The sequence below is a fragment of the Streptomyces davaonensis JCM 4913 genome, from assembly GCF_000349325.1.
GTDB lineage: Bacteria > Actinomycetota > Actinomycetes > Streptomycetales > Streptomycetaceae > Streptomyces > Streptomyces davaonensis.
This window is the reverse complement of record NC_020504.1, coordinates 3695641-3722467: the sequence shown is the minus strand read 5'-3', so window position 1 is coordinate 3722467 and position 26827 is coordinate 3695641. Positions and strand designations below refer to the sequence as shown.

The 26827-nt window shown below is 69.7% G+C and carries 25 protein-coding genes; 15 read left to right on the top strand and 10 right to left on the bottom strand.

Going from position 1 to position 26827, the window contains the following annotated elements; all coding sequences use genetic code 11:
• Nucleotides 1–27 precede the first annotated feature (27 nt).
• From BN159_RS16080 to BN159_RS16070, 3 genes are all read right to left on the bottom strand, one after another.
• Nucleotides 28–1008 (bottom strand): ABC transporter permease, encoded by a 981-nt coding sequence (locus tag BN159_RS16080; RefSeq protein WP_015658046.1) that lies wholly within the window; start codon nucleotides 1006–1008, stop codon nucleotides 28–30.
• 122 nt (nucleotides 1009–1130) lie between these two features.
• Nucleotides 1131–2897 (bottom strand): ABC transporter substrate-binding protein, encoded by a 1767-nt coding sequence (locus BN159_RS16075; RefSeq protein ID WP_015658045.1) that lies wholly within the window; start codon nucleotides 2895–2897, stop codon nucleotides 1131–1133.
• A gap of 83 nt (nucleotides 2898–2980) precedes the next feature.
• Entirely contained in the window at nucleotides 2981–4009 is a 1029-nt protein-coding gene (locus tag BN159_RS16070) for an ABC transporter permease (RefSeq protein ID WP_015658044.1), read from the bottom strand.
• A 473-nt stretch (nucleotides 4010–4482) separates the two neighbouring features.
• Between BN159_RS16070 and BN159_RS16065 the strand changes: the two genes are divergently transcribed.
• From BN159_RS16065 to BN159_RS16045, 5 genes are read left to right on the top strand one after another with little or no spacing between them, the layout of a single operon-like run.
• A complete protein-coding gene (locus BN159_RS16065) occupies nucleotides 4483–6111 on the top strand; it encodes a peptide ABC transporter substrate-binding protein (protein WP_015658043.1) in 1629 nt (542 codons plus the stop codon).
• Between the two features lie 6 nt (nucleotides 6112–6117).
• On the top strand, nucleotides 6118–7041 hold the full coding sequence (locus tag BN159_RS16060) for an ABC transporter permease (protein ID WP_015658042.1): 924 nt from the start codon (nucleotides 6118–6120) through the stop codon (nucleotides 7039–7041).
• Entirely contained in the window at nucleotides 7034–8038 is a 1005-nt protein-coding gene (locus BN159_RS16055) for an ABC transporter permease (RefSeq protein WP_015658041.1), read from the top strand. The genes BN159_RS16060 and BN159_RS16055 overlap by 8 nt, the downstream gene beginning before the upstream one ends.
• A 3-nt stretch (nucleotides 8039–8041) precedes the next feature.
• On the top strand, nucleotides 8042–9016 hold the full coding sequence (locus BN159_RS16050) for an ABC transporter ATP-binding protein (RefSeq protein WP_015658040.1): 975 nt from the start codon (nucleotides 8042–8044) through the stop codon (nucleotides 9014–9016).
• Nucleotides 9009–10049: an ABC transporter ATP-binding protein gene (locus tag BN159_RS16045; protein ID WP_015658039.1), complete on the top strand. Its 1041-nt coding sequence runs from the start codon at nucleotides 9009–9011 to the stop codon at nucleotides 10047–10049. Before BN159_RS16050 ends, BN159_RS16045 begins: the two co-directional genes overlap by 8 nt.
• A 122-nt stretch (nucleotides 10050–10171) precedes the next feature.
• Here the strand turns inward: BN159_RS16045 and BN159_RS16040 are convergent, their stop codons facing one another.
• Nucleotides 10172–12286 (bottom strand): S9 family peptidase, encoded by a 2115-nt coding sequence (locus BN159_RS16040; RefSeq protein WP_015658038.1) that lies wholly within the window; start codon nucleotides 12284–12286, stop codon nucleotides 10172–10174.
• Nucleotides 12287–12481: 195 nt separating this feature from the next.
• Here BN159_RS16040 and BN159_RS16035 point away from each other — a divergent pair, with 195 nt between their 5' ends.
• The 4 genes from BN159_RS16035 (at nucleotide 12482) to BN159_RS16020 (ending at nucleotide 16284) form a co-directional block, all read left to right on the top strand.
• On the top strand, nucleotides 12482–12676 hold the full coding sequence (locus BN159_RS16035; RefSeq protein WP_015658037.1) for a hypothetical protein: 195 nt from the start codon (nucleotides 12482–12484) through the stop codon (nucleotides 12674–12676).
• Nucleotides 12677–12720: 44 nt separating this feature from the next.
• Complete coding sequence (gene mshB / locus BN159_RS16030) at nucleotides 12721–13581, top strand: N-acetyl-1-D-myo-inositol-2-amino-2-deoxy-alpha-D-glucopyranoside deacetylase (protein ID WP_015658036.1); 861 nt, start codon at nucleotides 12721–12723, stop codon at nucleotides 13579–13581.
• Nucleotides 13578–13994 (top strand): DUF6113 family protein, encoded by a 417-nt coding sequence (locus BN159_RS16025; RefSeq protein WP_015658035.1) that lies wholly within the window; start codon nucleotides 13578–13580, stop codon nucleotides 13992–13994. The genes mshB and BN159_RS16025 overlap by 4 nt, the downstream gene beginning before the upstream one ends.
• Nucleotides 13995–14154: 160 nt before the next feature.
• The gene (locus BN159_RS16020) at nucleotides 14155–16284 is read left to right on the top strand and encodes a hypothetical protein (RefSeq protein WP_015658034.1); all 2130 of its coding nucleotides are present in this window, start codon (nucleotides 14155–14157) and stop codon (nucleotides 16282–16284) included.
• A 54-nt stretch (nucleotides 16285–16338) separates the two neighbouring features.
• Here BN159_RS16020 and BN159_RS16015 read toward each other — a convergent pair whose 3' ends face one another.
• Both BN159_RS16015 and BN159_RS16010 read right to left on the bottom strand, forming a co-directional pair.
• Nucleotides 16339–17190: a transglutaminase family protein gene (locus tag BN159_RS16015; RefSeq protein WP_015658033.1), complete on the bottom strand. Its 852-nt coding sequence runs from the start codon at nucleotides 17188–17190 to the stop codon at nucleotides 16339–16341.
• A 30-nt stretch (nucleotides 17191–17220) separates the two neighbouring features.
• Complete coding sequence (locus tag BN159_RS16010; RefSeq protein WP_041819383.1) at nucleotides 17221–18243, bottom strand: GNAT family N-acetyltransferase; 1023 nt, start codon at nucleotides 18241–18243, stop codon at nucleotides 17221–17223.
• Nucleotides 18244–18383: 140 nt separating this feature from the next.
• Between BN159_RS16010 and fdxA the strand changes: the two genes are divergently transcribed.
• Both fdxA and BN159_RS16000 read left to right on the top strand, forming a co-directional pair.
• Entirely contained in the window at nucleotides 18384–18704 is a 321-nt protein-coding gene (gene fdxA / locus BN159_RS16005; protein WP_003985062.1) for a ferredoxin, read from the top strand.
• Between the two features lie 108 nt (nucleotides 18705–18812).
• Nucleotides 18813–19907, top strand: a complete 1095-nt coding sequence (locus tag BN159_RS16000) for a bifunctional succinyldiaminopimelate transaminase/glutamate-prephenate aminotransferase (protein ID WP_015658031.1) — start codon at nucleotides 18813–18815, stop codon at nucleotides 19905–19907.
• A 67-nt stretch (nucleotides 19908–19974) separates the two neighbouring features.
• Here BN159_RS16000 and BN159_RS15995 read toward each other — a convergent pair whose 3' ends face one another.
• The gene (locus BN159_RS15995) at nucleotides 19975–20427 is read right to left on the bottom strand and encodes a hypothetical protein (RefSeq protein WP_015658030.1); all 453 of its coding nucleotides are present in this window, start codon (nucleotides 20425–20427) and stop codon (nucleotides 19975–19977) included.
• 312 nt (nucleotides 20428–20739) lie between these two features.
• The gene (locus BN159_RS15990) at nucleotides 20740–21675 is read right to left on the bottom strand and encodes a heavy metal transporter (RefSeq protein ID WP_078598817.1); all 936 of its coding nucleotides are present in this window, start codon (nucleotides 21673–21675) and stop codon (nucleotides 20740–20742) included.
• Between the two features lie 83 nt (nucleotides 21676–21758).
• On the opposite strand from BN159_RS15990, the gene dapE reads away from it, so the two are divergent.
• Together dapE and BN159_RS15980 are read left to right on the top strand one after the other, a co-directional pair.
• On the top strand, nucleotides 21759–22838 hold the full coding sequence (gene dapE, locus BN159_RS15985; RefSeq protein WP_015658028.1) for a succinyl-diaminopimelate desuccinylase: 1080 nt from the start codon (nucleotides 21759–21761) through the stop codon (nucleotides 22836–22838).
• Between the two features lie 105 nt (nucleotides 22839–22943).
• A complete protein-coding gene (locus BN159_RS15980; RefSeq protein WP_015658027.1) occupies nucleotides 22944–23702 on the top strand; it encodes an LOG family protein in 759 nt (252 codons plus the stop codon).
• A 66-nt stretch (nucleotides 23703–23768) separates the two neighbouring features.
• Here the strand turns inward: BN159_RS15980 and folP are convergent, their stop codons facing one another.
• A complete protein-coding gene (folP, locus tag BN159_RS15975) occupies nucleotides 23769–24629 on the bottom strand; it encodes a dihydropteroate synthase (RefSeq protein ID WP_015658026.1) in 861 nt (286 codons plus the stop codon).
• Nucleotides 24630–24762: 133 nt separating this feature from the next.
• On the opposite strand from folP, the gene BN159_RS15970 reads away from it, so the two are divergent.
• Nucleotides 24763–25107 carry a DivIVA domain-containing protein gene (locus tag BN159_RS15970; protein ID WP_041819380.1) on the top strand — a complete coding sequence of 115 codons (345 nt, stop codon included), beginning with the start codon at nucleotides 24763–24765 and terminating at the stop codon, nucleotides 25105–25107.
• The gene (locus tag BN159_RS15965; protein WP_015658024.1) at nucleotides 25104–25685 is read left to right on the top strand and encodes a DNA-3-methyladenine glycosylase I; all 582 of its coding nucleotides are present in this window, start codon (nucleotides 25104–25106) and stop codon (nucleotides 25683–25685) included. Before BN159_RS15970 ends, BN159_RS15965 begins: the two co-directional genes overlap by 4 nt.
• An 86-nt stretch (nucleotides 25686–25771) precedes the next feature.
• Here BN159_RS15965 and chcB read toward each other — a convergent pair whose 3' ends face one another.
• Complete coding sequence (chcB, locus tag BN159_RS15960; protein WP_015658023.1) at nucleotides 25772–26563, bottom strand: 2-cyclohexenylcarbonyl CoA isomerase; 792 nt, start codon at nucleotides 26561–26563, stop codon at nucleotides 25772–25774.
• Nucleotides 26564–26827: the final 264 nt, after the last annotated feature.

Below are 26827 nucleotides of genomic sequence, written 5' to 3'. Positions count from 1 at the left end.
ATGCGGGGTAGCTGGTGGGGGCGAGGGTCAGGCGAGCCTGATGCGCGGGTCGATGAGGGCGTAGCAGGCGTCGACCACGATGTTGGCGAGCACGACGAAGCCGGCCGTCAGGACCATGATGCCGAGCAGCATGGGCAGGTCGTTGGTCTGCACGGACTTGACGGAGAGCAGGCCGATGCCCTGGATGCTGAAGGTCTTCTCGGTGATCATGCCGCCGCCGAGCAGCACACCGACGTCGACACCGAAGATGGTGACGATCGGGCCCATCGCACCGCGCCAGGCGAACCGGAAGAACACGTTCGGACCGGACAGGCCCTTGGCCCGGGCCGTGCGGACGTAGTCCTCGTTGAGCTGCTCGACCATCTGGGAGCGCGTCATACGGGTGTAGTTGGCGGTGAAGATCAACGCCAGGATCAGCCAGGGCAGCAGGAGCCCGCTGAACCACTTGCCCGGGTTGTCGGAGAAGGGCGTGTACCCGGGCTGGTCCAGGATCTGCCACTGGTAGACGAAGAAGTACAGGGCCAGCGTGCCCACGAAGTAGATCTGCATCGACGAGGCGATGAGCGAGGCGCTGCTGGCGATCTTGTCCATCGGCTTGCCCTGCTTCAGCGCGGCGATCATGCCGGTGCCGACGCCGAACACCAGGAACACCACGGACGAGCCGATGAACAGGGAGAACGTCGTCGGGAACCGGTCCAGGATGGTGTCGAGGACGGGCTCACGGTTGACGAACGAGTAGCCCAGGCACGGCGCGTCGCAGTGGCCGAAGCCCGGGTAGTCGCGGCCGAGGAAGATGCCCGTGAGCCAGTTCCAGAACTGCACCGGCACCGGGTCCGCGATCCCCATGTTGTGCTTGATCAGCTCCAGCGTCTCCGGAGTACAGATCTTGCCGCAGGCGATGCGGGCCGGATCGCGCGGCACCGCGTAGAAGAGCATGAACGTGACCGCGCTGATGATCAGCAGCGTGATCACGGCGCCGAGGAGCCGGCGGACTAGGAAGCGAAGCATGGGGTGGTGGCTTTCCTGGGAGGGCCGTCGTAAGGAGAGGCCGGACCGGGGTGACCGGAGGCCACGGTGGACGAGCCGAGGGTGGGGCGGTCCCGGGGACCGCCCCACCTCTCAGGTGTGGATCAGGCCTTGACGTACAGCTTGTAGAGCATGCAGCCGTCGAAGTTCGGGTCCATCTTCACGTTGCCGAGCTTCGAGCCGTGCATGTAGATGCGACGCATGTAGACGTCGGGGATGAACGCGCCGGTCTCGGTGACCTGCTTGTCCAGCGCCGCCCACATCTTGTTGGCCTTGTCCTGGTCGACCTCGGCGGTCGCGGCCTTGATGGCGGCGTCGACGGCGTCGTCCTTCAGGTGCGAGTAGTTCTGGCCCTGGTCCACGACGTTGGCGCTGTCGAAGAGCGGCTGGAACACGGAGTAACCGGTCGGCCAGTCGGAGGACCAGCCACCCCAGTACACGTCGTACTGGTTGTCCAGCTTGCCGACCTGGTCGTACCAGGTCGTGGAGTCGATGCCCTTGGTGACGACCTCGAAGCCGGCGGCCTTGAGGGCGTTCTCGATGACGACCTTGATCTTCGACTGGGTGTCGTCCTGCTGGTACGCGTAGACGACCTTGTAGCCGGCCTTGCCGGCCTTCTCCAGGACCTTCTTCGCGGCAGCCGGGTCGCCCGCCGGGTTCTTCAGCTTGCCCCACACGTCCTGCGACTCGTAGCCGGCGACGAGCGGGCTCATGATGCCGGTCGCGTAGTCACCCCGGACCTCGCCACCCTGGAGACGACGGATCGCCTCGGTCGGCCAGGCCTTGATGAGGGCCTCGCGGACGGCCTTGTCCGTCACCCGGCTGGTGTTGATCCAGTAGCAGGAGACACCGCTGCCGAGCTCCGAGAAGACGCGGTCCTTGGCCTCGGTCTGGGCCTTCTGGAGACGCTCCTGCGGGATGGTGCGCCAGGAGACGGCGTACTGGTCGTCACCCGCGTCGGCCAGCAGACGGTCGATGGCCGTCAGCTGCTCGACTCCGAAGGTGAAGTCGAACTGGTCCGGGTAGGCGTTGCGGATCGGGTCCGTCGCCGGGTCCCAGTTCTCGTTGCGCACGAGGACCATCGACTTGTCGGTGGTGTGGGACTTGATCTTGTAAGGACCGTTGGAGACAGGCTTCTTGTCGTAGTCCTGCTTCGTGTCCTTCTTCACCGGGGTCGGCGCGTAGGAGTGCATCGCGACGACGTAGTTGAAGTCAGGACGGGCCTCGGAGAGGTGGAAGGTGATGGACTTCCCGCTCGTCTCGATCGACTTCAGGTGCTTGTTCTTGTACGGCCCCGAGTACGACTTGCGGTAGTCCGCCGAGCCGGTCAGCCAGGTCTGGACGTAGAAGGCGCCTTCGGTGATGTAGTCGGCGAAGGCACGCTCGATACCGTGGCGGACATCGTCGACGGTGACGTCGGAGCCGTCCTCCCACTTCACGCCGTCCTTCAGCGTGAAGGTCCACTTCTTGCCGCCGTCCTCCATCTTGCCCGTGTCGGTGGCGAGGTCACCGACCAGCGTCATGGAGCCGTCGTCGGCGATCTTGTAGCCGGTCAGCGTGCGGGAGAGGACGACCGCCGCGAGGGAGTTCCAGGCGTAGTAGATGCGCTGCGGGTCGAGGTGCGAGAAGTCGTCGTCGTTCAGCAGGCGGACGGTGCCGCCCTTCTTCGCACCGGAGACCTCGGGGGCCGGGCCCTTGGAGTCCTCGGCGGTACCGATCTTGACCGTGGTCGCGTTGGCCTTGGCGGCCTCGGCCTTCCCGCCCTTGCCGGAGTTGGAGGTGGAGTCGCCGCTGCTGCACGCGGACAGCACGGAGCTCGACGCCGCCACGACACCGGTGGCTATCAGGAAGTTTCTACGCGAGAAGGACATCGCATCCTGCCTTCGAAATGAGTGTGTTGAGAGGGATCCGGCACCCCGGCACCTTTGCCGCGGTCCTGAAAAGGGCCGGAGAGTCAGCGCTTGGTCTTCGGGTCGAGCGCGTCGCGCACCGAGTCGCCGAGCAGGTTGAACGCCAGGACGAAGATCACCATCGCGAGGCCCGGGAAGAGCAGGAAGGTGATGTCGTCCTGATAGACCTGGGCGGCGCGTCCGATCATGACGCCCCAGTCCGGGGTCGGATCCGAGATGCCCACGCCGAGGAAGGCAAGACCTGCCTCCGTGGTGACCATCAGCGGGAGGTTGAGAGTTGCCTGGATCAGGATGGGGGTCCAGAGGTTGGGCAGCAGCTCCTTGAAGATGATGCGCGCCGGAGACGCGCCCGTGACCTTGGCGGCCTCCACGAACTCCCGTTCACGCAGGGCCAGTACCTGGCCGCGCAGCAATCGGGCGATGGAGGCCCAGCCGAAGACGGTGAGCAGTCCGATCAGGCAGACGACGGTGAGCCAGACCGGTGTGTTCTCGTCGGCGGACACGAACAGGGCGAGCACCACAGGGGTGAAGGCCACGAAGAAGAGCTGCGAGGGGAACGCCAGCAGGATGTCGATGACCCGGCCGATGAACCAATCCGTCTTGCCGCCCACATAGCCGGCGGTGACACCGACCGCCACGCCGATGATCACCACGAGGAGCGTGATGGCCGTGGCGATGAGCAGCGAGTTGCGGATCGCGTAGAGCAGGAAGGTGAAGAGGTCCCGGCCGAGTTGCGGTTCGATGCCGAACCAGAACTCGCTGTCGATGCCGCCGTTCGGCTTCACGGGGAGGCCGTTGTCGCCCAGCAGCATCGGGTTCGAGAGCCCGTACGTCGTGTACGGATCCTTCCCGTACAGCTTGGCTATCAGCGGGGCGCACAGCGCGATCACGAAGAAGAAGATCACGATGCAGGCCGAAATGACGCCCGCGCGGTCCCGCTTGAACCGGCGCCAGGCCAGCTGCCCGGGAGACCGGCTCTCGTTCACCTTCGGGGCGTCAGAAGTGATCGACTTCTCGACGCTCTCGTCGGTCGCCTCAAGCGGGGCAGCCGCTGATGGAGTTGGGGGGGTCATGGTGCTCCTGGCCCAAGGGAGGGTCTGAATGACTCCGCAGGGCGCTCCCTACGGGCTACGCCGGACTTTTTCAACGCAATTCATTCAAGGTCAATAAATTCTCGGTCGACTTGGTTGCCTCTTTACTTTCTTTGCTCTGTCTTGACTGTTCCGTAGCTACGCGGGTAGCCCAATGTGATCGAGTTGTGCCTTGACTCGGACCAACTGGACTAATCGGTCAAGGAGTTCGTTATGCGGACGGTGGTGTGCCGAAATGCGTACATCAGGGGGTCCTAATCCAACGGTTCGGCATCGGATGCCGAAGATCCATTGCGTGGTGCATCGAAGATCCATTCGGGCGGGTCCGAATGGGTAACCGAGACCCCCCGAAAGGTCCGGTGCGAGTGCGGATTGCCGCTTTTGCCTTGATATTTGCCGGTAACGGTCCAGCGCTCCGGCGCTGGAGGCACAGCGCAGTCATGAGGAGGCACTCCATGCGTGGAGCCACGCACGCCAAATGGGCCGCTTGCGCGGCGGCGGTAGCGCTCGCGGCGACGGCCTGCGGCGGCGACGACGGAGACAGCGGGGGCGACACCAGCGCCGTACTGAGCTCCTCCTGGGGCGACCCGCAGAACCCGCTGGAGCCCGCCAACACCAATGAGGTGCAGGGCGGCAAGGTCCTCGACATGATCTTCCGCAGCCTGAAGAAGTACGACCCGGAGACCGGCGAGGCCAAGGACATGCTCGCCGAGTCCATCGAGACGACCGACTCGCAGAACTTCACCGTCAAGATCAAGGACTGGACCTTCAGCAACGGCGAGAAGGTCACCGCCAGCTCGTTCGTGGACGCCTGGAACTACGGCGCCAGCCTGAAGAACAACCAGAAGAACGCGTACTTCTTCGGCTACATCGAGGGCTACGACAAGACCCACCCGGAGGACGGCAGCAAGCAGACCGCCGACACCCTCTCCGGGCTGAAGGTCGTCGACGACAAGACCTTCACCGTCAAGCTCAACCAGAAGTTCTCGACCTTCCCCGAGACCCTCGGCTACCCCGCCTACGCCCCGCTGCCGAAGGCGTTCTTCGACGACCACGACGCCTGGCTGAGCAAGCCCGTCGGCAACGGCCCGTACACCATCGACTCCTACGCCAAGGGCTCCCAGATGTCCCTGCGCGCCTGGAACGACTACCCGGGTGACGACAAGGCGCAGAACGGCGGCGTCGACCTCAAGGTCTACACCGACAACAACACCGCCTACACCGACCTGCTGGCCGGCAACCTCGACCTGGTCGACGACGTGCCCGCCGCCCAGCTCAAGAACGTCGAGGCCGACCTCGGCGACCGCTACCTCAACACCCCGGCCGGCATCATCCAGACGCTCGCCTTCCCCTTCTACGACGAGGACTGGGACAAGGCCGGGACGGACAAGGTCCGCACCGGACTCTCCCGGGCCATCGACCGCGACCAGATCACCGAGACCATCTTCCAGAAGACCCGCACCCCGGCCACCGACTGGACCTCCCCGGTGCTCGGCGAGGAGGGCGGCTTCCAGGAGGGGTTCTGCGGCGACGCCTGCGAGTACGACCCCGCCGCGGCCAAGCAGCTCATCGAGGAGGGCGGCGGGCTCCCCGGCGGCCAGGTCAAGATCACGTACAACGCGGACACGGGCTCGCACAAGGAGTGGGTGGACGCCGTCTGCAACTCCATCAACAACGCCCTCGACAACGAGAAGGCCTGCGTCGGCAACCCGGTCGGCACCTTCGCCGACTTCCGCAGCCAGATCACCGACCTGAAGATGAGCGGCCCGTTCCGCGCGGGCTGGCAGATGGACTACCCGCTCATCCAGAACTTCCTCCAGCCGCTCTACTACACCAACGCCTCCTCCAACGACGGCAAGTGGTCCAACAAGGAGTTCGACGACCTCGTCGACCAGGCCAACGCCGAGACCGACACCGCCAAGGCGGTCGATCTGTTCAAGGAGGCCGAGGCGGTCGTCCGGGACAACATGGCCGCCATTCCGCTCTGGTACCAGAACGGCAGCGCGGGCTTCTCGGAGCGGCTGTCCAACGTCAAGCTCAACCCGTTCAGCGTCCCCGTCTACAACGAGATCAAGGTCGGCTGAGCGCCCATGGGACGGTACGTCGTCCGGCGCCTGCTCCAGATGATCCCGGTCTTCATCGGGGCGACGCTGCTGATCTTCCTCATGGTGAACGTGATGGGCGACCCCATCGCGGGCCTGTGCGGTGACCGGCAGTGCGACCCGGCGACGGCCGCCCAGCTGGAGAAGGAGTTCGGCCTCGACAAGCCGGTGTGGCAGCAATACCTGACGTACATGGGGAACGTCTTCACCGGCGACTTCGGCACCGCGTTCAACGGGCAGGAGGTCACCGAGCTGATGGCGTCGGCGTTCCCGGTGACCATCCGGCTGACGATCGTGGCGATCCTCTTCGAGATCGTCATCGGCATCACCCTGGGCGTGATCACGGGCCTGAAGCGAGGCCGGCCCGTCGACACCGGCGTCCTGCTGATCACCCTCGTGGTGATCAGCGTGCCGACCTTCGTCACCGGTCTGCTGCTCCAGCTCCTGCTCGGCGTCGAGTGGGGCTGGATCAAGCCCTCGGTCTCCACCGACGCGAACTTCGACGAACTGATCGTCCCGGGCCTGGTCCTCGCCTCGGTCTCGCTCGCCTATGTCACCCGGCTGACCCGGACCTCCATCGCGGAGAACAAGCGGTCCGACTACGTCCGTACGGCCGTCGCCAAGGGCCTGCCCCGGCGCCGGGTGATCACCAGGCATCTGCTGCGCAACTCGCTGATCCCCGTGGTCACCTTCATCGGCACCGACATCGGCGCCCTGATGGGCGGCGCCATCGTCACCGAGCGGATCTTCAACATCCACGGCGTGGGCTACCAGCTCTACCAGGGCATCCTGCGGCAGAACACCCAGACCGTGGTCGGCTTCGTGACCGTCCTCGTGCTGGTCTTCCTGATCGCCAACCTGCTCGTCGATCTCCTCTACGCCGTCCTCGACCCCAGGATCCGCTATGCCTGAGCAGCCTCACGACGACGGAGCGATCGCCCCGACGGGGATGGGTGGTGCCATGGACCTCGCGACCTCCGAGGGGGAGACGTTGGAGCAGCATCCATCAGCCGCCTCCGGCGGACGGGCCCCCGGCGGCCCCGAGGGCACAGGCCCGCAGGAGAAGCCCCGTTCCCTCTGGTCCGACGCCTGGCGCGATCTGCGCCGCAACCCGGTCTTCATCATCGCCGGGCTGGTCATCCTCTTCCTCGTCTTCATCTCCCTGTGGCCGGGCTCCATCACCTGGATGAGCCCCCTCAAGTGCGACCTGGCCAAGGCCCAGCAGGGCTCCCAGCCGGGCCACCCGTTCGGCTTCAACGGCCAGGGCTGCGACGTCTACACCCGTACGGTCTACGGCGCCCGCACCTCCGTCGCCGTCGGCGTCTGCGCCACGCTCGGGGTCGCGATCCTCGGCAGCGTGCTCGGCGGGCTCGCCGGGTTCTTCGGCGGAGGGTGGGACTCGGTGCTGTCCCGGATCACCGACATCTTCTTCGCGATCCCCGTCGTCCTCGGCGGACTGGTGCTGCTGTCGGTGGTCACCAACAACAGCATCTGGCCGGTCATCGGGTTCATGGTGCTGCTGGGCTGGCCGCAGATCTCCCGGATCGGCCGCGGCTCGGTCATCACCGTCAAACAGAACGACTACGTGCAGGCCGCCCGCGCGCTCGGCGCCTCCAACTCCCGCATGCTGCTGCGGCACATCACGCCCAACGCGGTCGCTCCGGTGATCGTCGTGGCGACCATCGCGCTCGGCACCTACATCTCCCTGGAGGCGACCCTGTCGTATCTGGGCGTCGGCCTGAAGCCGCCCAGCGTCTCCTGGGGCATCGACATCTCGTCCGCCTCGCCCTACATCCGCAACGCGCCGCACGCCCTGCTCTGGCCCTCGGGCGCCCTGGCGATCACCGTCCTGGCCTTCATCATGCTCGGCGACGCGGTCCGCGACGCCCTCGATCCGAAGCTGAGGTGAGACGTGCTCCTCGAAGTGCGTGATCTGCACGTGGAGTTCCGGACCAGGGACGGCGTCGCCAAGGCGGTCAACGGCGTCAACTACGCCGTGGACGCCGGCGAGACCCTCGCCGTGCTCGGCGAGTCCGGCTCCGGCAAGTCGGTCACCGCGCAGGCGGTCATGGGCATCCTCGACATGCCGCCGGGCCGGATCACCTCGGGCGAGATCCTCTTCCAGGGCAAGGACCTGCTGAAGCTGAAGGAGGAGGAGCGCCGGAAGATCCGCGGCGCCGAGATGGCGATGATCTTCCAGGACGCGCTGTCCTCCCTGAACCCGGTGCTCAGCGTCGGCGACCAGCTCGGCGAGATGTTCACGGTGCACCGCGGGATGTCCCGCAAGGACGCGCGCGCCAAGGCCGTGGAGCTGATGGACCGGGTCCGCATCCCCGCCGCGAAGGAGCGGGTCAAGCAGTACCCGCACCAGTTCTCCGGCGGAATGCGCCAACGCATCATGATCGCGATGGCGCTGGCCCTGGAGCCCGCCCTGATCATCGCCGACGAGCCGACCACCGCCCTCGACGTCACCGTCCAGGCCCAGGTGATGGATCTGCTCGCGGAGCTCCAGCGCGAGTACAACATGGGCCTGATCCTCATCACCCACGACCTCGGAGTGGTCGCGGACGTCGCCGACCGGATCGCCGTGATGTACGCGGGCCGGATCGTGGAGTCGGCGCCCGTGCACGACATCTACAAGGCCCCGGCCCACCCCTACACCCGCGGCCTGCTCGACTCCATCCCGCGCCTGGACCAGAAGGGCCAGGAGCTCTACGCCATCAAGGGCCTGCCGCCCAACCTGATGCGCATCCCCTCGGGCTGCGCCTTCCACCCGCGCTGTCCCATGGCCCAGGACGTGTGCCGCACCGACGAGCCGCCCCTGTACGACGTATCGGAGGAGCGGGGCAGCGCCTGCCACTTCTGGAGGGAGTGCCTGCATGGCTGAGCCGATCCTTGAGGTCAGCGGGCTGGTCAAGCACTACCCGCTGACCACCGGCATCCTCTTCAAGAAGCAGGTCGGCGCGGTCAAGGCCGTCGACGGCGTGGACTTCCAGCTGGACCAGGGAGAGACCCTCGGCATCGTCGGCGAGTCCGGCTGCGGGAAGTCGACGGTCGCCAAGATGCTGGTCAACCTGGAGCGGCCGACGGCCGGTTCGATCACGTACAAGGGCGAGGACATCACCACCCTGTCCGGCAAGGCCCTCAGATCGGTCCGCCGCAACATCCAGATGGTCTTCCAGGACCCCTACACCTCGCTCAACCCCCGGATGACGGTGGGTGACATCATCGGGGAGCCCTACGACATCCACCCCGAGGTGGCCCCGAAGGGCGACCGGCGCCGCAAGGTCCAGGATCTGCTGGACGTCGTCGGCCTCAACCCCGAGTACATCAACCGCTATCCGCACCAGTTCTCCGGCGGCCAGCGCCAACGCATCGGCATCGCACGCGGGTTGGCGCTGCGCCCGGAGATCATCGTCGCCGACGAGCCGGTCTCCGCGCTGGACGTCTCGATCCAGGCCCAGGTCATCAACCTGCTGGACCGCCTCCAGAACGACTTCGAGCTCTCCTACATCTTCATCGCCCACGACCTGTCGATCGTCCGGCACATCTCCGACCGGGTCGGCGTGATGTACCTGGGCCGCATCGTGGAGATCGGCAAGGACGCCGAGATCTACGACCATCCCACGCACCCCTACACCCAGGCGCTGCTCTCCGCGGTCCCGGTGCCCGACCCGGAGGCCCGCGAACACCGGGAGCGGATCATCCTCGCGGGCGACGTCCCGTCCCCGACGAACATCCCCTCCGGCTGCCGCTTCCGCACCCGCTGCTGGAAGGCCCAGGACCGCTGCGCCGCGGAGGTCCCCCTGCTCGCGGTCCCGCCGCACCTCAGCCTGCTTCCGGGCCCCACGGCCCATGACTCGGCCTGCCACTTCGCCGAGGAGAAGCAGGTGGTCCCCCCGGAGGAGCCGTCGGAGTAACAAACAGGCAACTCCGCTGACCCGGTTCCGATATACGGACGCGTCAGTCTGAACAACGTACGGCCGTGCGGGTGCCGTAAACGGACCGGGGTTCGCCATGTAACCCCGGTCCGTTGCCGTACCTACATCCCCAACGACCGCTTCAGGAAGTCCACTTGGAGCAGCAGCAGGTTCTCCGCGACCTGTTCCTGGGGTGTCATGTGGGTCACCCCGGACAGCGGCAGGACCTCGTGCGGGCGGCCCGCGGACAGCAGGGCCGAGGACAGCCGGAGGGCGTGGGCGACCACGACGTTGTCGTCGGCAAGACCGTGCACGATCATCAACGGACGGTGCGGCTCGGCCGGTTCGGACAGCCCCTCGTCGGTGACGAGCGAACTCTTCGCGTACGAGTCCGGCGCCGCCGCCGGATCGCCCAGGTACCGCTCGGTGTAGTGGGTGTCGTACAGCCGCCAGTCCGTGACCGGCGCGCCCGCGATCCCCGCGTGGAAGACGTCCGGGCGTCGCAGCACCGCGAGCCCCGCCAGCCAGCCCCCGAAGGACCAGCCGCGGATCGCGACCCGGGACAGATCGAGCGGGTAGGTCTTGGCGAGGTCCTGGAGGGCGTCGATCTGGTCGTCGAGCGTGACGGTGAAGTCGTGGTGAATGGCCTTCTCCCACCCGGGCGAGCGCCCCGGCGTGCCCCGGCCGTCCGCGACGATCACCGCAAACCCCTGGTCGGCGAACCACTGCGAGGTCAGCAGCGCGTTGTGCGCGGCGACCACCCGAGGCCCGTGCGGACCGCCATAGGGGTCCAGCAGGACCGGCAGGGAGGTGTCACCGCGGTAGTCCGTTGGCATAAGCACGGCGCACGGGACGCGACGTGCGCCCCCCTCGACGAATGCCACGCGCGGGGTCAAACCGGGATCTTCGGCATACGAGGTGACCGTCGCCGTCTGCTTCCCGTCCCGCAGTACCCGCACCCGCGCCCCCGGCCGGTCCAGCGAGGCGGACACCAGAACGGTCACGCCCCCGGCGCGCACCGCCGAGTGCACGCCGGGCTCCTGCGACACGCGCTCCAGGCCCAGTTCATTGACCCGGTACACATGCACTTCGCCGATCTCCGGCTCGGCGGCCGCCTCCCCTGCGGACGCCGATACGAGCACGTCGTCGTCCGAGACATCGAGCACCGCACGGACGTGCAACTGGGCGCCCGTCAAGGGACGTTCACCCACTGCGAGCACCCGGGCGCCACCCTCGTCGGCGATCCGCACAAGCTGTCCGGACGGAGACCAGCACGGCACCCCGGGGAAAAGATCCAGCCAAACTGGATCTTCGTCCGCGTGCACCATCCGGGTCGCCCCCGAGTCCGGGTCCACCGCCAGGAACAACTGGCTGCGCTGGTCGCGAGCCTGGACGAGCAGCAGCGGCGCACCCGCCGCTGACCAGTGCACATGCGCCAGATACGGATAGCGCGCCCGGTCCCACAGCACCTCCGTGCGCTCCCCGTCGAGGCCGAGCACGAACAGCCGTACGTCCGCGTTGGCGCTGCCCGCCACCGGGTACGCGGTCCGCTGGGGCGCGCGTTCCGGATGGGCCGGATCGGAGATCCACCAGCGGCTCACCGGCGTGTCGTCCACCCGCGCCACGAGCAGCCGGTCCGACTCCGGGCCCCACCAGAAGCCCCGCGCCCGCCCCATCTCCTCGGCCGCGATGAACTCGGCCAGACCGTAGGAGACCTGCTCCGACTCCTCCTCGGCGAGCGTCCGTTCACCCTCGCCCTCGGCGCCGACGACCCGCAGGGCGCCGTCGGCGACGTAGGCGACATGGCGGCCGTCGGGGGAGGGGCGCGGGTCGATCACCGGTCCCCGGACGGGGAGTTCGCGCGCCGTGCCGGCCCGCAGCTCCGCCACGAAGAGCCGCCCTGACAAGGCGAAAGACGCCAACTCCAGGGCTGTGTCGGTGGCGTAGCCGACGATGCCGGCGCCGCCCTCGCGGCTGCGTTCGCGCCGGGCGCGCTCCTGCGCGGAGAGGCGCTCCGCCGTACCGCCGAGGAGGGCGCGCGGGTCCGCCGCCACGCGCTCCCGCCCGTCCTCCGGGTCGAGAACCCACAGGGCGTTGGCCCGGTCCGCGCCGGAGGAGGAGCGAAGGAACGCGACTCGCGCACCGTCGGGCGCCACGGTGAAAGCGCGCGGCGCGCCGAGCGTGAACCGCTGGGTGCGGGCGTGCCGCCGGGGGAAGGAGTCAGACCTCGTCGTCATGGACCGACCATATTGGCCATGCGCCCCCTTGTGCGGCCGTGCGCCGATCGATGCGCACGTACGGATAGTTATGATCGTTAGCGCATAGTGGGTATGAACCTGCTGTTCCACTGTGTGGATTTATCTGCCTGGTAGGTCAGTTGGTCCTGTCCTGTCCCACCCCCACGTCCCTGGGTTCTTTGGAGGTGAGCCGCCGTGGCACTCTCGATTTCGGCGGTGGTGCTGCTGGCGATCATCGTCTTCTTGCTGATCAAGAAGTCGGGCCTGAAGGGCGGCCACGCGGTCGTCTGCATGCTGCTCGGCTTCTACCTGGCCTCGTCGACCCTGTCGCCGACGATCAACGACCTGACCACGAGCGTGGCGGACATGATCGGCAGCATCAAGTTCTGACGGCGGGCGGGGGAGCAGTCCCGGGGGCCTCGTAGGGTGGGCCCATGACGGAACTGCCCGAGCGGCGTCTGCTGCTGGTGCATGCGCACCCGGACGACGAGTCGATCAACAACGGCGCGACCATGGCCGCCTACGCCGCCGACGGTGCCCGGGTGACCCTGGTCACCTGCACGCTCGGTGAGCGGGGCGAGGTCATTCCGCCCGGTCTCGCGCATCTGTCCGGTGCCGCCCTCGGCCAGTACCGACTGGGTGAGCTGACCGCGGCCATGCGGGCGCTCGGCGTCGACGACTTCCGCCTGCTCGGCGGCCCCGGCCGCTACTGCGACTCCGGGATGATGGGCCTGCCCGACAACGACGACCCCGACTGCTTCTGGCAGGCCGACGTCGACGAGGCCGCCGGACACCTGGTCGAGGTGATTCGGGAGGTGCGGCCCCAGGTGCTGATCACCTACGACGAGAACGGCGGATACGGCCACCCGGACCACATCCAGGCCCACCGTGTCGCCATGCGCGCCGTCGAGCTGGCGGCCGACGCGGGCCTGCCGATCGCCAAGGTCTACTGGAACCGCGTCCCGCGCACCGTCGGCGAGCAGGCCTTCGCCCGGCTCCAGGACGCCCTGCCGGAGCTGCCCTTCACCAAGACGGCCGTCCTGGACGACGTCCCCGGAGTGGTGGCGGACGAGCGGATCACCACCGTCGTCGACGGCACCGCGCACACCGCCGCCAAGACCGCGGCGATGGCCGCCCACGCCACCCAGATCGAGGTGTCCGGAGAGTACTTCGTCCTCTCCAACGAACTCGCCCAGCCCGTTTTCACGACTGAGTACTACGAGCTGGTGCGGGGACAGGGCGGTCGGACGGCGCCCGAGACCGACCTGTTCGCGGGGATCGAGGAAGCGCGATGAAGACCACCGAACCGACTTCCGTGCTCGCTCAGCCCCTGAGACCCCCTTCCCTGGGCCGCGCCGCACTTCTGTTCGGCCTGTTCCTGCTCGGCGCGGTCGTCGGTGCCGCCGGCGCGTTGATCCAGGCGGCCTGGTTCCCGCTCGGGCTGCTGCTCGCGCTCGCGGGCGAGATCGGGCTCTGCGCCGGCGGCGCCCTCGCCGTCCGCAGCCGGGCCGGTGCGGTGGCGCCCGCCGCCGGCTGGATGATCGCCGTCATCCTGCTCACCGCCAGCCGCCCGGAGGGCGACTTCGTCTTCGCCTCGGACGGCGGCTCCTACGTCTTCCTGCTCGGCGGCATGGCCGCGGCTGTGATGTGCGCCACCCTCGCCCCCACGCGGCAACCGGACGGCGTCGGGGGCCGACTTCGCAAGTGACGTACCACTTCACCCCGCCGCGCACGTGCGAGTCCCGTGTGGGTTTCCCTGACGGTCGTGGGATACGGGCCAGAAGTGGCCAGTATGGTGGTGCGCGCCGCCGAGCCGCCCGGAGCAGTGAGGTCGAATCGGGCGGCGGAGCCAACCGGGAGAACCTGCCTTGAGTCGTGAAACTGACAGTCCGTCCTCCGGGCCCAACGGGCGCGGCGGAGCCGCATACCCCTCGGGCACGCCGCCGTACGGGACCCCCGCGGTTCCCGACGCCGGTCCGGACGCGGGCCGTTCGGCCGCGCGGCCGGAGGAACGCAAGACCGAGACCACGCTGACCACCCGGATCCGGATCAACATCCCCGGATCCCGGCCCATTCCGCCGGTCGTCGTGCGCAAGCCCGTCGGTGAGACCGAGAGCTCCGCCGCGAGCACCGAGCCGGAGGCGTCCGCCGCGCGTGCCCCCGAGCCGCCCGCCGAGCCCGCGGCCCCGGCCGCCGAGGAGAAGCCGGCGAGCGGGTGGTTCGCCCCGCGCAAGTCCTCGGCCCCCAAGGCCGGTCCGGGCGGCGGCCAGAGCAACGGGGCGGGTACGCCCGGAGGTTCGGGCGCGGCGCCTTCCGGCGCACGTCCCGCCGCAGGTGCGGCGCCCTCGGCCCCGCGCCCCGGCTCGGTCACCGGCTCCATGAACCTGCCGGGCGGCCCCCGCCCCGGCGCCACCAACGGCGCCGGCCTGCCGGGCGCGACCGGCGGCCCCGTGGCGCCCGGACACGGCGGCGGCACCGGCTCCTTCGACGTGACCGAGGCGCTGGCCGCGGGCCCGCTCGGCGGCGGCCCCCGCCCCGGCGACGAACCGCGCCGCGACGATCTGCCGTACTTCTCCGACAACGGCCAGCACGGCTACGCCGGCCAGGGCGCCCCCGGCGGCCCCAACGGCTTCAACGGCCCGGGCGGCCCCGGCGGCCCCGCCCCCGTCGGCGGCCCGCACGGCCCCGCGGGCCCCACCACCGGCCCGGTCACCGGCGACGGCCCCGTGGTGCCCCCGGTCAGCGGCGGCCCCGCGGCGGCCATGGGCGCCCCCGGCATGCACGCACCCGGCGGCGGCCTGAGCGACGACACCGCGATCCTCACCCCGCAGAAGCCGGCCCCCGAACCGGGCACCCCCGGCTACGGCAACCCCGCGGACAACGTCTCCGGGCACACCGTCACCAGCGGCATCCCCGTCGTCCCGCCCGCCGCCGCTCAGCACGCCCCGTTCGGGCCCGGCGCGCACACCGACGGACCCCTGCCGCACACGCCCCCGAGGCTGCCCGAGCCCGTCGCCCAGCCCGCGCCCGCGGCCCCCGCGCCGAAGAAAAAGAAGGGCCGCGGCAAGTCGGGCCTGCTCATCGGCGGTGTGGTCGTCCTGGGCGGCGGCCTCTACGGCGCGGGCCTGCTGATGAACCACTCCGACGTGCCCAAGGGCACCACCGTGCTCGGCGTCGACATCGGCGGCGGCACCCGTGACGACGCCGTGCAGAAGCTCGACGACGCGTTCGGGGAGCGCGTCAACAAGGAGCTGAAGCTGACGGTGGGCGGCAAGACCGTCACCCTCAAGCCGGACCAGGCGGGGCTCCAGCTCGACGCCGCCGCCACGGTCAGCGAGGCCGCGCAGAGCGACTACAACCCGGTCTCCGTGATCGGCTCGCTCTTCGGGCAGCAGCGGGTGGTCGAGCCGGTCATGCCGGTCGACGAGGAGAAGCTGGCGGCCGCCCTGGAGAACGCGGGCGGCGGCTCCGGCTCGGTGACCGAAGGCACCATCAAGTTCGACTCCGGCAAGGCCGTCGCCGTCTACGGCAAGGCAGGCAAGGGCATCGACGCCGCCAAGTCGGCCGACGCGGTCGAGGAGGCGTACCGCACCCAGGTGGAGACCGGCGCGGCACCCGCGGTGTCGGTCGAGACCACGGCCCAGCAGCCGACGATCTCCAATGCCGAGGTCGACCGGATGATGAAGGAGTTCGCGGAGCCCGCGATGTCCGACCTCGCGACCGTGCAGACGGACGCGGCGCACCGCATCCAGTTCGGCAAGCTGTCCCTGCCGAAGATCCTCGGCGTCAAGGCCGTCGACGGAAAGCTCGTCGACACCTACGACCTCGACGCGCTCAAGGAGGCCTACGGCACCACCTTCGACGGCGTCCTGATCACCCGGGGCACCGGCAAGAAGACCGCCGTCACCCCCGAGGACGTCGTCTCCGCACTGCGTCAGGCCCTGCGCGGCAAGACCACCGCGGACCGCACCGCCGTCATCGACACCAACCCGAGCTGAGCCACCCGGAGTGCCGCACGGCCGCCTCGGTCGTCCGGCACTCCGGCCTCCGCCTCAGTTCAGCATCGCCCGCGCCGCGCGCGCCTGCTGCCGTACCCGGCCCGCGGCGGGGGCGTCGACCGCCTCCACCACCTCCGCGTACGCCTCCAGCTCCGCCGCGCCTGCCACGAAGTCGCCGCGCTGCACCAGCAGCTGCGCCCGCTCGTACCGCAGCCTGGCCGGATGCGCGGGCAGCAGCAGCGCCAGCTCGACCGCCCACAGCGCCACGTCCGAGCGCTCCGGCCGGGCCGCGGCCCAGGCCCGGATGTTGTTGAGGATCCGCGAGACGACCTCCAGCGGCGTCGCGGGCACCAGCATCGAGGGATCCAGCGCCGCCCCCGTGGCCCCCGCCACCAGCAGCTCGGCGTCGGCCCCCGTGAGCGCCCGGCCGCCGTTGAACGGATCGGCGAGCACCTGCTCGCCCGGCTCCCCGAACCCCACCACGAAGTGCCCCGGCAGAGCCACGCCGTACACCGGCGCCCCCGCCCTGCGGGCCACCTCCATCCACACCACCGACAGCAGGATCGGCAGCCCGCGCCCCCGCCGCAGCACCTCGTGCAGCAGCGAGGACTCCAGCCGCTGATAGTCACCCGGGGCGCCCCGGAAACCGAGCCGGTCGCCGAGGAGTTCGCGCAGGGCCACGGCCCAGGCGCGCGGACCGCCGGGCCGGAACGGCAGCAGCCCCGCCAGCCGGTCCAGCTCCATCTGGGCCGCGTCCATGCCCGCCTCGTCCAGCGTGCCGTCCGCCTCGGCGCCCAGCAGCAGACAGAGCGTCGACAGATCGGGCCGCTCGCAGCGGGCCTCCTCGGCGAACCGGCGGCGCAGTTCGAGCGAACGTTCGGGCGGCGGTGGGTAGGGGGGACGCATAGCAGGCTCGTGCCCTCTCACGGCGATCGGTTACCGGCCCGAGCCGGAGTTCCCCGGCTCGCTGTCGGGCTGGCGGTAGTGGTGGTACGCGTGATGCGCGGAGAAACCGTTCCCCGCGTACAGGGCCTGCGCCGCCGTGTTGTCCGTCTCGACCTGGAGCCAGGCCGCCGACGCCCCCTCGTCCAGGGCGCGTGCGGCCAGCGCGGCCATGACGGCGGAGGCCAGCCCCCGGCGCCGTAGCGCCGGATCGACCTCGACGGCGGCGAAGCCGGCCCAGCGGCCGTCGACCACGCACCGTCCGATCGCCGCGGGCACTTCGCCGTCGCCCGGAACCGTCGCGAACCACACCGAGGGGCCGCTGCCCAGCACCTTCAGGGCCACCTCGCCGAGCCCCTTGCGCTGGTAGCGGGCCAGCCAGGCATCGTCCGCCGTCCGGGACAGCACGACCCCGGCGGGCTCCTCGCGGTCGGCGAGCGGGGCCAGCGCCCCGATCCACAGCTCGGCGGAGACCTCACGGGTCCAGCCCCGTCGCTCCAGCTCCGCGCAGAGCAGCTCCTGCGTGCCCTCCGCGCCGGTCGCGGTCTGGACGTAGGCAGGCAGCCCACGCTCGCCGTACCAGCGCCGTACGGCCGCCAGGGCGTCGTCGAGCGGCATCCCCGGGTCGCCCAGCGGGAGCACGGAGTTGGCGCGGCGGGTGAAGCCGGAGGCGGCGCGCAGCTCCCACTCGCCGAGCCGTTCGCTCTCCACCGGCCGCCACGCGCGCGTGGCGATGTGCGCCAGTTCCGTGTACGAGGCGGCGGGTCCCCTGCGGCGGGCCGGGGCGCTCGGCACGACCTTGCCCGCGACCAGCGACGATTCCGCGATACGGACGGTTTCGCCGGTCTTCCGTGTGATCAGCAGCACACCGTTGTCCCATGATGCGAGAACACCCACCGTGTCGGTGAACTTCTCACCCTCACGCGGGAGATCGTTCAGGCGTCGTACGGAGACCCGTTTACCCACGTCAGCAGCGGTGATACGGACCTCAAGGCGCCCCGTCGCAGAGATTTCCACAGGTCAGTTCACCCCTCCTGTTCGGATCATGCCCAAGAACGGAGATACTAGGGGCGGGCATCGACGACGCCGCGCTCCCGCGCGCCAGGCGGCGGAGCCTGTGGAGGCCCGCCAGCGCCCAATCGAGGAGGAACGACAGCGTGACCTACGTCATCGCGCAGCCTTGTGTCGACGTGAAGGACAAGGCGTGCATCGAGGAGTGCCCGGTCGACTGCATCTACGAGGGCTCCCGGTCCTTGTACATCCACCCGGACGAATGCGTCGACTGTGGTGCCTGCGAGCCGGTCTGCCCGGTCGAGGCGATCTTCTACGAGGACGACACTCCGGAGGAGTGGAAGGACTACTACAAGGCGAACGTCGAGTTCTTCGATGAGCTCGGCTCCCCCGGCGGCGCCAGCAAGCTCGGTCTGATCGAGCGGGACCACCCCTTCATCGCCGCGCTGCCGCCGCAGAACGGCTGAGAGCGGCCCGCATCACCGCGCCGCCTCGGTCCCGCACGGCCTGATCGCCCTCGATCGCCTGCGGGGCCGAGGCGTTTGCCGTACGGACGAGAAAGTGAGCCAGATCCCGTGTCCGCAGTCTCCGACCGTCTCCCCACCTTCCCCTGGGACAAGCTGGCGCCGTACAAAGCGACGGCGGCCGCGCATCCCGGCGGCATCGTCGACCTCTCCGTCGGCACCCCGGTCGACCCGGTCCCCGAGCTGATCCAGAAAGCACTGATCGCGGCGGCCGACTCGCCGGGCTATCCGACGGTCTGGGGCACGCCGGAGCTGCGCGACGCGATCACGGGCTGGGTGGAGCGCCGCCTGGGCGCCCGCGAGATCACCCACCGGCACGTCCTGCCGATCGTCGGCTCCAAGGAACTCGTCGCCTGGCTCCCCACCCAGCTGGGCCTCGGCCCCGGCGACCGCGTCGCGTACCCGCGCCTGGCCTACCCGACCTACGAGGTCGGCGCCCGCCTGGCCCGCGCCGATTACGAGGTCTACGACGACCCGACGACGCTGGACCCCGAGGGCCTGAAGCTTCTCTGGCTCAACTCCCCGTCGAACCCCACGGGCAGGGTGCTGTCCAAGGAGGAGCTGACGAGGATCGTCGCCTGGGCCCGTGAGCACGGCGTCCTGCTCTTCTCGGACGAGTGCTACCTGGAGCTGGGCTGGGACGCCGACCCGGTCTCGGTGCTGCACCCGGACGTCAACGGCGGTTCACACGAGGGGATCGTGGCCGTCCACTCCCTCTCCAAGCGCTCCAACCTCGCGGGCTATCGCGCGGCCTTCCTCGCGGGCGACCCGGAGGTCCTCGCCCCGCTCCTGGAGATCCGCAAGCACGGCGGCATGATGACCTCGGCGCCGACCCAGGCGGCGGCGATCGCGGCCCTCGGCGACGACGAGCACGTCCGCATCCAGCGCGAGCGCTACGCGGCCCGGCGCGACGCCCTGCGCACCGCCCTGGTCGGCCACGGCTTCCGCATCGAGCACAGCGAGGCCAGCCTCTACCTGTGGGCCACCCGGTCCGAGTCCTGCTGGGACACCGTGGCCCACCTGGCCGAGCTGGGCATCCTGGTGGCGCCGGGCGACTTCTACGGCGAGGCGGGCGAGCGGTACGTGCGGGTGGCGTTCACGGCGACGGACGAGCGCGTGGCGGAAGCGGTGCGGCGGCTTTCCTGATGCCTGAGAAACGGCGATGGGGCCCGGGGAGAACCCCGGGCCCCATCGCCGTTCGGCGGTCAGGCGATCAGCCGCCGAGCGGCAGGTTCCCGACCGGCAGGGAGTCCGCCGCGGGCAGCCCGCCCTTGGTCAGGGAGTCCGTCGGCAGACCGCCCTTGGTCGCGGTGGACGTGGTGTCGCCCAGGATGTCCCCGGCCGAACCGGCGGCGTCACCCGCGGTCTTCTGCGCGGCGGGCGCGGCCTTCTTGACCGCCTTGCCGCTGGTCTTGCCCGCGGCCGGCACCGACTTCTTGACCGCCTTGCTGCCGGTTTCGCCCGCGAGCCCGGTGACGTTCTGCGCCGCACCGTCGACCGTGTTGCCGACGCTCGCCCCGTCCAGGGCGGTGAGACCGCCGAGGTTCGGGGTGGCGGGCAGTTCCGGGGCCGCGCTGGCGGAGCCGGCCGCACCGACCCCGGCGGCCGCTCCCGCAGCGACGAGCAGCGCGGCACGGGCGATCCGGCGGGTCAGGGGGAGGGTCATGATGCTCCTTCGACGGGGGTGTGTGGTGTGAGCGGTGAACTGTCCGACCGGACTTGATCTCCGGCCTCGGACGCAGTGACTACCGCTCGAAGTCCGCGAAGGTTGCGGCGGGATAACGTAAAGAGTTGGTAATGCGTCGCATTATCTGCTGTGGATAAAAACGGGCAAAGAATCCGAGAACGGAAAGCCTGCCGAATCCTTACAGCCCTTTGTTCCCAAGGGTTCCGGGGGACCGGAGATCGCCCGCGCCGAAAACCCGGGGCATCGTGAACCCCCGTCTTCGGCGGTAACTCGTGCGAATGACTCGCCGCACTAGTGCGCGGTCACGATACGGACGGAACCGGTGTCCTTCTCCGCACCGGCGGCGCCGGTCCCGGTCGGGCGCCACTGGCTGTCCGTGTTCCCGGCCGTCCACTCCCGGCCCGCGTACGACACTCGCTCCAGGCGCAGGGCGGAGGCGTTGGCCACGGCCCAGTGTGCGAGCTGCCAGCCGCGCCGCGGCTCCTCGGCCACGGGCAGGGTGAGCGTCCGCCCGTCGCTGCCGGCGCTGGCGGAGGCCGAGGCCTTGTCGCCGACCACCGCACCGGCGGGCTCCAGGACGTCCCGTCCGAAGTCCCGCGCGAGCGCGGTGCGCACCGGGTCGGTCCCCGTGACCGGGGTGGTGCCAGGACGCCCCTCGCAGGTCAGGGTGGCCGCGGAACGGCCGGTCAGGGCGGCGGCGAGCAGCGCGGCGTCCGGCTCGTGCTTGGCGTACGCGTCCGGGTAGCCGCTGCGCTGCACACGCTGTGCGGCGACCGTGAGCGGCAGCTTCGTGTAGTCCTCCACCTTGACCAGGTGGTCGTAGAAGATCCCCGCCGCGTAGGTCGGGTCCATGATCTCCTTCTCGGTGCCCCAGCCCTGCGAGGGCCGCTGCTGGAAGAGGCCCAGCGAGTCCCGGTCGCCGTGCTCGATGTTGCGCAGCGCGGACTCCTGGATCGCGGTCGCCAGGGCTATGGTCACGGCCCGTTCGGGCAGGTCCCGCCCGGTGCCTACGGCGGCGATCGTGGCCGCGTTCACGGCCTGCTCCGGCGAGAACTCGTAGGTCGCGGAGTCGTCGTCGCCCGAGACGACCTTGCAGCCGGGCGCCCCCGCGCCCCCGGTGACGTACTGCACCACGAGATAGCCCGCCACGGCGAGCAGGACCACGAAGGCCGCCCCGAAACGGAAGAGGCGGCCACGACGTCTGGGAGTGGGGGACGGCTCTGGCACGCGTACAAGGTACTGGAGAGTAGGGCGGCCATCGAGATCGGTGCGAAAACTGATCCGACGACCGGGACGCTAGGGTCGGAGCCATGCCCGACACCCCGCTTGACCTCACGCTGGACGCCGCGCTCCTGACCGCCCGGCTCGTCGACTTCCCCTCCGAGAGCGGCGCCGAGAAGCCCCTCGCGGACGCCATCGAGACCGCCTTGCGGGCGCTGCCGCACCTCACCGTCGACCGGTACGGCAACAACGTCGTGGCGCGTACGAACCTCGGCCGCGCCGAGCGCGTGATCCTCGCCGGCCACATCGACACGGTCCCCATTGCGGAGAACGTCCCCTCCCGGCTGGACGACGACGGCATCCTGTGGGGCTGCGGCACCTGCGACATGAAGTCCGGCGTCGCGGTCCAACTGCGCATCGCCGCGACCGTCCCCGCCCCCAACCGCGACCTGACCTTCGTCTTCTACGACAACGAAGAGGTCGCCGCACACCTCAACGGTCTGCGTCATGTGGCCGAGGCACACCCCGAGTGGCTGGCCGGGGACTTCGCGGTGCTGCTGGAGCCCTCCGACGGGCAGGTCGAGGGCGGTTGCCAGGGCACCCTGCGGGTCCTGTTGAAGACCAAGGGCGAGCGGGCGCACTCGGCGCGCGGCTGGATGGGCTCCAACGCGATCCACGCGGCCGCCCCGATCCTGGCCCGCCTCGCCTCGTACGAGCCCCGCCGGCCGGTGATCGACGGCCTGGAGTACCGGGAGGGCCTGAACGCGGTGGGCATCTCCGGCGGCGTGGCAGGCAACGTCATCCCGGACGAGTGCGTGGTGACGGTCAACTTCCGCTACGCCCCCGACCGTACGGAGGAGGAGGCGCTGGCCCACGTCCACGAGGTGTTCGCGGACTGCGGGATCGAGGAGTTCGTGGTCGACGACCACAGCCCCGGGGCGCTGCCCGGCCTCTCCCACCCGGCGGCCGCGGCCTTCATCGAGGCGGTGGGCGGGACCCCGATGCCGAAGTACGGCTGGACGGACGTGTCCCGCTTCTCCGCCCTCGGCGTCCCCGCGGTCAACTACGGCCCCGGCAACCCGCACTTGGCGCACAAGCGGGACGAGCGGGTGGAGACGGCGAAGATCCTGGCGGGGGAGGAACGCCTGAGGGCGTGGCTGACGGCGTAGCACGACTCTCCGCGGTGGGGGACACCGGACATACCGATGTCCCCCCTCCGTAACCCGCGTAGATCTACGCTGAGGTGGAACGAACGCAAGACGGAGGGAGCGCACATGGCTACCGGGAACCCCGCGGGCAAGAAGCAGCCGCCGGAGGAGCAGCGCCTGGGACCGGTCCTCCGACGGCGAGGTCAGGTCACGGCGAGTACGACCGACCAGCGGCTGCTGGACGCGGGTGGCCCATCGGACTGGGTCCACACCGACCCCTGGCGGGTCCTGCGCATCCAGTCGGAGTTCATCGAGGGCTTCGGCACGCTGGCCGAACTCCCGCCCGCGATCAGCGTGTTCGGCTCCGCGCGGACGCCGGTGGATTCACCGGAGTACGACGCGGGAGTGCGGCTGGGCCGAGGGCTGGTGGAGGCGGGCTTCGCAGTGATCACGGGTGGTGGCCCGGGCGCCATGGAGGCAGCCAACAAGGGTGCGTGCGAGGCGAAGGGAACATCGGTCGGCCTCGGCATCGAGCTCCCCTTCGAGCAGGGGCTGAACCCCTACGTCGACATCGGCCTGAACTTCCGTTACTTCTTCGTCCGCAAGATGATGTTCGTCAAGTACGCGCAGGGTTTCGTGGTCCTCCCAGGCGGCCTCGGCACCCTCGACGAACTCTTCGAGGCCCTGACCCTGGTCCAGACCCAGAAGGTGACCCGCTTCCCCATCGTCCTCTTCGGCACGGAGTACTGGGGCGGCCTGGTCGACTGGCTCCGCAAGACAGTGATCGCCCAGGGCAAGGCGTCGGAGAAGGACCTGCTCCTGTTCCATGTCACGGACGAGGTGGAGGAAGCGGTGGCCTTGGTCTCCAAGGAGGCAGGCCGCTGACCCCCGCTCCTCAAGCGCCGGACGGGCTGTTTCAGCCCGTCCGGCGCTTGAGGACGAGGAGGGTCCTTACGCCAGGCCCCGGCGGGCGACTGCCGGAGGGCGGTGGCCTGCGATCGAGGCCACCATGTCGACGACCTGACGGGTTTCGGCGACCTCATGCACTCGGTACACCTGCGCCCCGAGCCACGCCGACACCGCCGTCGTCGCCAGCGTTCCGATCACCCGTTCCTTCACCGGGCGGTCCAGCGTCTCGCCCACGAAGTCCTTGTTGGACAGCGACACCAGCACCGGCCACCCCGTCGCGACCATCTCCGACAGCCGCCGCGTCGCCTCCAGGCTGTGCCGCGTGTTCTTGCCGAAGTCATGACCGGGATCGATCATCACCGACTCCCGAGGCACCCCGAGCGCGACGGCCCGCTCCGCCAGACCCACCGTCACCCGCAGAATGTCCGCCATCACGTCGTCGTACGACACCCGATGCGGCCGCGTACGAGGCTCCGCGCCCCCCGCGTGCGTACACACCAGCCCCACCCGATACCGAGCCGCCACCTCGGCGAGACGAGGATCCACCCCACCCCACGCATCGTTCAGCACATCCGCCCCGGCCTCGCAGACGGCCTCCCCGACCTCCGCCCGCCACGTGTCCACGGAGATCACGACATCCGGGAACCGCCGCCGCACCTCCGCCACGAACCCCACCGTCCGCCGCACTTCCTCCGCCGCGGACACCTCTTCCCCGGGCCCGGCCTTCACCCCACCGATGTCGATGATCGCCGCCCCCTCCGCCACGGCCTGCTCCACGCGCGCGAGGGCAGGCTCGTCCCGGAACGTCGCCCCTTGGTCGTAGAAGGAGTCCGGGGTCCGGTTCACGATCGCCATGATCACCGGCTCGTGCGGGTCGAATTCCCGTCTGCCCAGCCTGAGCATCCCCTGTGAACCTCTCCCGTACGTCCCGATCATCGGCCGCCTGCGACCCTAACTGTCACACTCGCATGGCACGATCGGACCCTGACACACTCGACCGCACACTGCACCGACCGTGGGGGCTTCAGCGATGGTTATGTTCTTGTTCCTGGTCGTCGCGCTCGCCGTCGTGGTCGCCGCGGTGACCCTCGCGGTGGTGGGCGGCGGCGAGGGCGGCGGCCCGCTGCCGGAGGCCGCCCCGGAGCGCCTCCAGGACCCGCTCCCGCTCGACCGCCCCGTGGGCCGAGTCGACGTCGAGAACCTGCGCTTCCCCCTCGCCGCCCGCGGTTACCGCATGTCCGACGTCGACGACGCCCTCAGCCGCCTCGGCGCCGAGCTCGCCGAGCGCGACTCCCGTATCGCCGACCTGGAGTCGGCCCTGGCCGGGGCCCGGTCCGGTGGGCACGTCTCCATGGAGAAGCCCGCCCAGGAGGACCAGTGACCGACGGCACGGCCCTGGCCGGCCCCGACGGCGCCCTGCGCTGCCCCTGGGCCCTGTCCACCCCGGACTACGTGACGTACCACGACGGGGAGTGGGGCCGCCCGGTCCACGGCGACGACGCCCTGTTCGAACGCCTCTCCCTGGAGGCCTTCCAGTCGGGCCTGTCCTGGATCACGATCCTGCGCCGCCGCCCCGGCTTCCGCACGGCCTTCGCCGAGTTCAAGATCGCGAAGGTGGCCGCCTTCACGGACGAGGACCGCGACCGCCTCCTGGCCGACGAGGGCATCATCCGCAACAGGGCAAAAATCGACGCCACCCTCGCCAACGCCCGGACCCTGACCGACTGGACCCCGGGCGACCTCGACGACCTCATCTGGTCCCACGCCCCGGAGCCGGGCCCGGCCCCAAAGACCATCGCAGACGTCCCAGCGGTGACTCCGGAGTCAACGGCCCTGTCCAAGGCCCTGAAGAAGCGAGGCTTGAAGTTCGTGGGCCCGACGACGGCATACGCCCTGATGCAGGCGTGCGGCCTGGTGAACGACCACTTGGAAACCTGCGCGGCGCGAATCCGACCTTAGGGGCGCGGGGCTGTATCGATTTGCGGCTCCGCCGCGTGGGCGCGACCAGCCACAACGCACCCGCACCCCGCGACGCCACCAAGCCCCTACCGCCCCAAATACTTCGGCTTCTCCTTGTTCACAAACGCCTGAACAGCGATCGTGTGATCCTCCGACGCCCCGGCCTTGGTCTGGAGCTCGTTCTCCTTCTCCAGCGCCTCGGCGAAGGAGTGGGAGGACCCGTACGCCAAAGACTCCTTGATCGCCGAATACGCCACCGTCGGCCCCTCGGCCAACGCCCGAGCCACCTTCTCCGCCTCCTCGCGGAGCGACGCCGCGGGCACCACCCGACTCGCGATCCCCAGCTCGTACGCCTCCTGAGCCTTGATGCTCCGAGGGAACAGCAGCAGGTCAGCAGCGCGCCCAGGCCCGACCACCCGAGGCAGCGTCCAGGAGATCCCCGAGTCCGCAGTCAGCGCGACACCGGCGAACGACGTATTGAAGGCAGCCGAGTCGGCAACGACTCGGTAGTCCGCGGCGAGGGCGAACCCGAACCCCGCCCCCGCGGCGACCCCGTTCACCCCGGCCACCACCGGCTTCGGCATCTCCGTCAGCGCCCGGGCGATCGGGTTGTAGTGCTCACGCACCGTGCTCATCACCTGTCCGGACCCCTCGGCCAGCAGCCCGATGTGCTCCTTGAGGTCCTGGCCCACGCAGAACGCCCGGTCCCCGGCGGCGGTCAGCAGCACGGCCCGCACCGAGGAGTCGGCGCCCGCCGCCGTCACGGCCTCCCGCAGCGCGACCTTCGTCTCGATGTTCAGCGCGTTCATCGCCTCGGGGCGGTTCAGCGTGATCGTCGCGAGTCCGTCGCTCACCTCGTAGAGCACGGTGTCGGCCATGGCGTATCCCCTCCGGTGTTCGCGGCTCATGTCTGGCTCGTCTCTGAGGACAGCATGGCGGAGATCGTCGGGAGCGTACGTGTGACCTGCGTCAAAGAAATCGCGCCGGTTTCCGTTCGGCGGACACGCGTGCGGCGGCGCAGTATCGCAGTCACATCGCCGAATTGAGTGGTTTTGCTCGGGCGCGTTGCCCAAGCGATGCCGACTGATGTTGGTCATCGGGTCCTGCGATGCGGGATAATGGCTTGGAAGCAATGTGTTCGA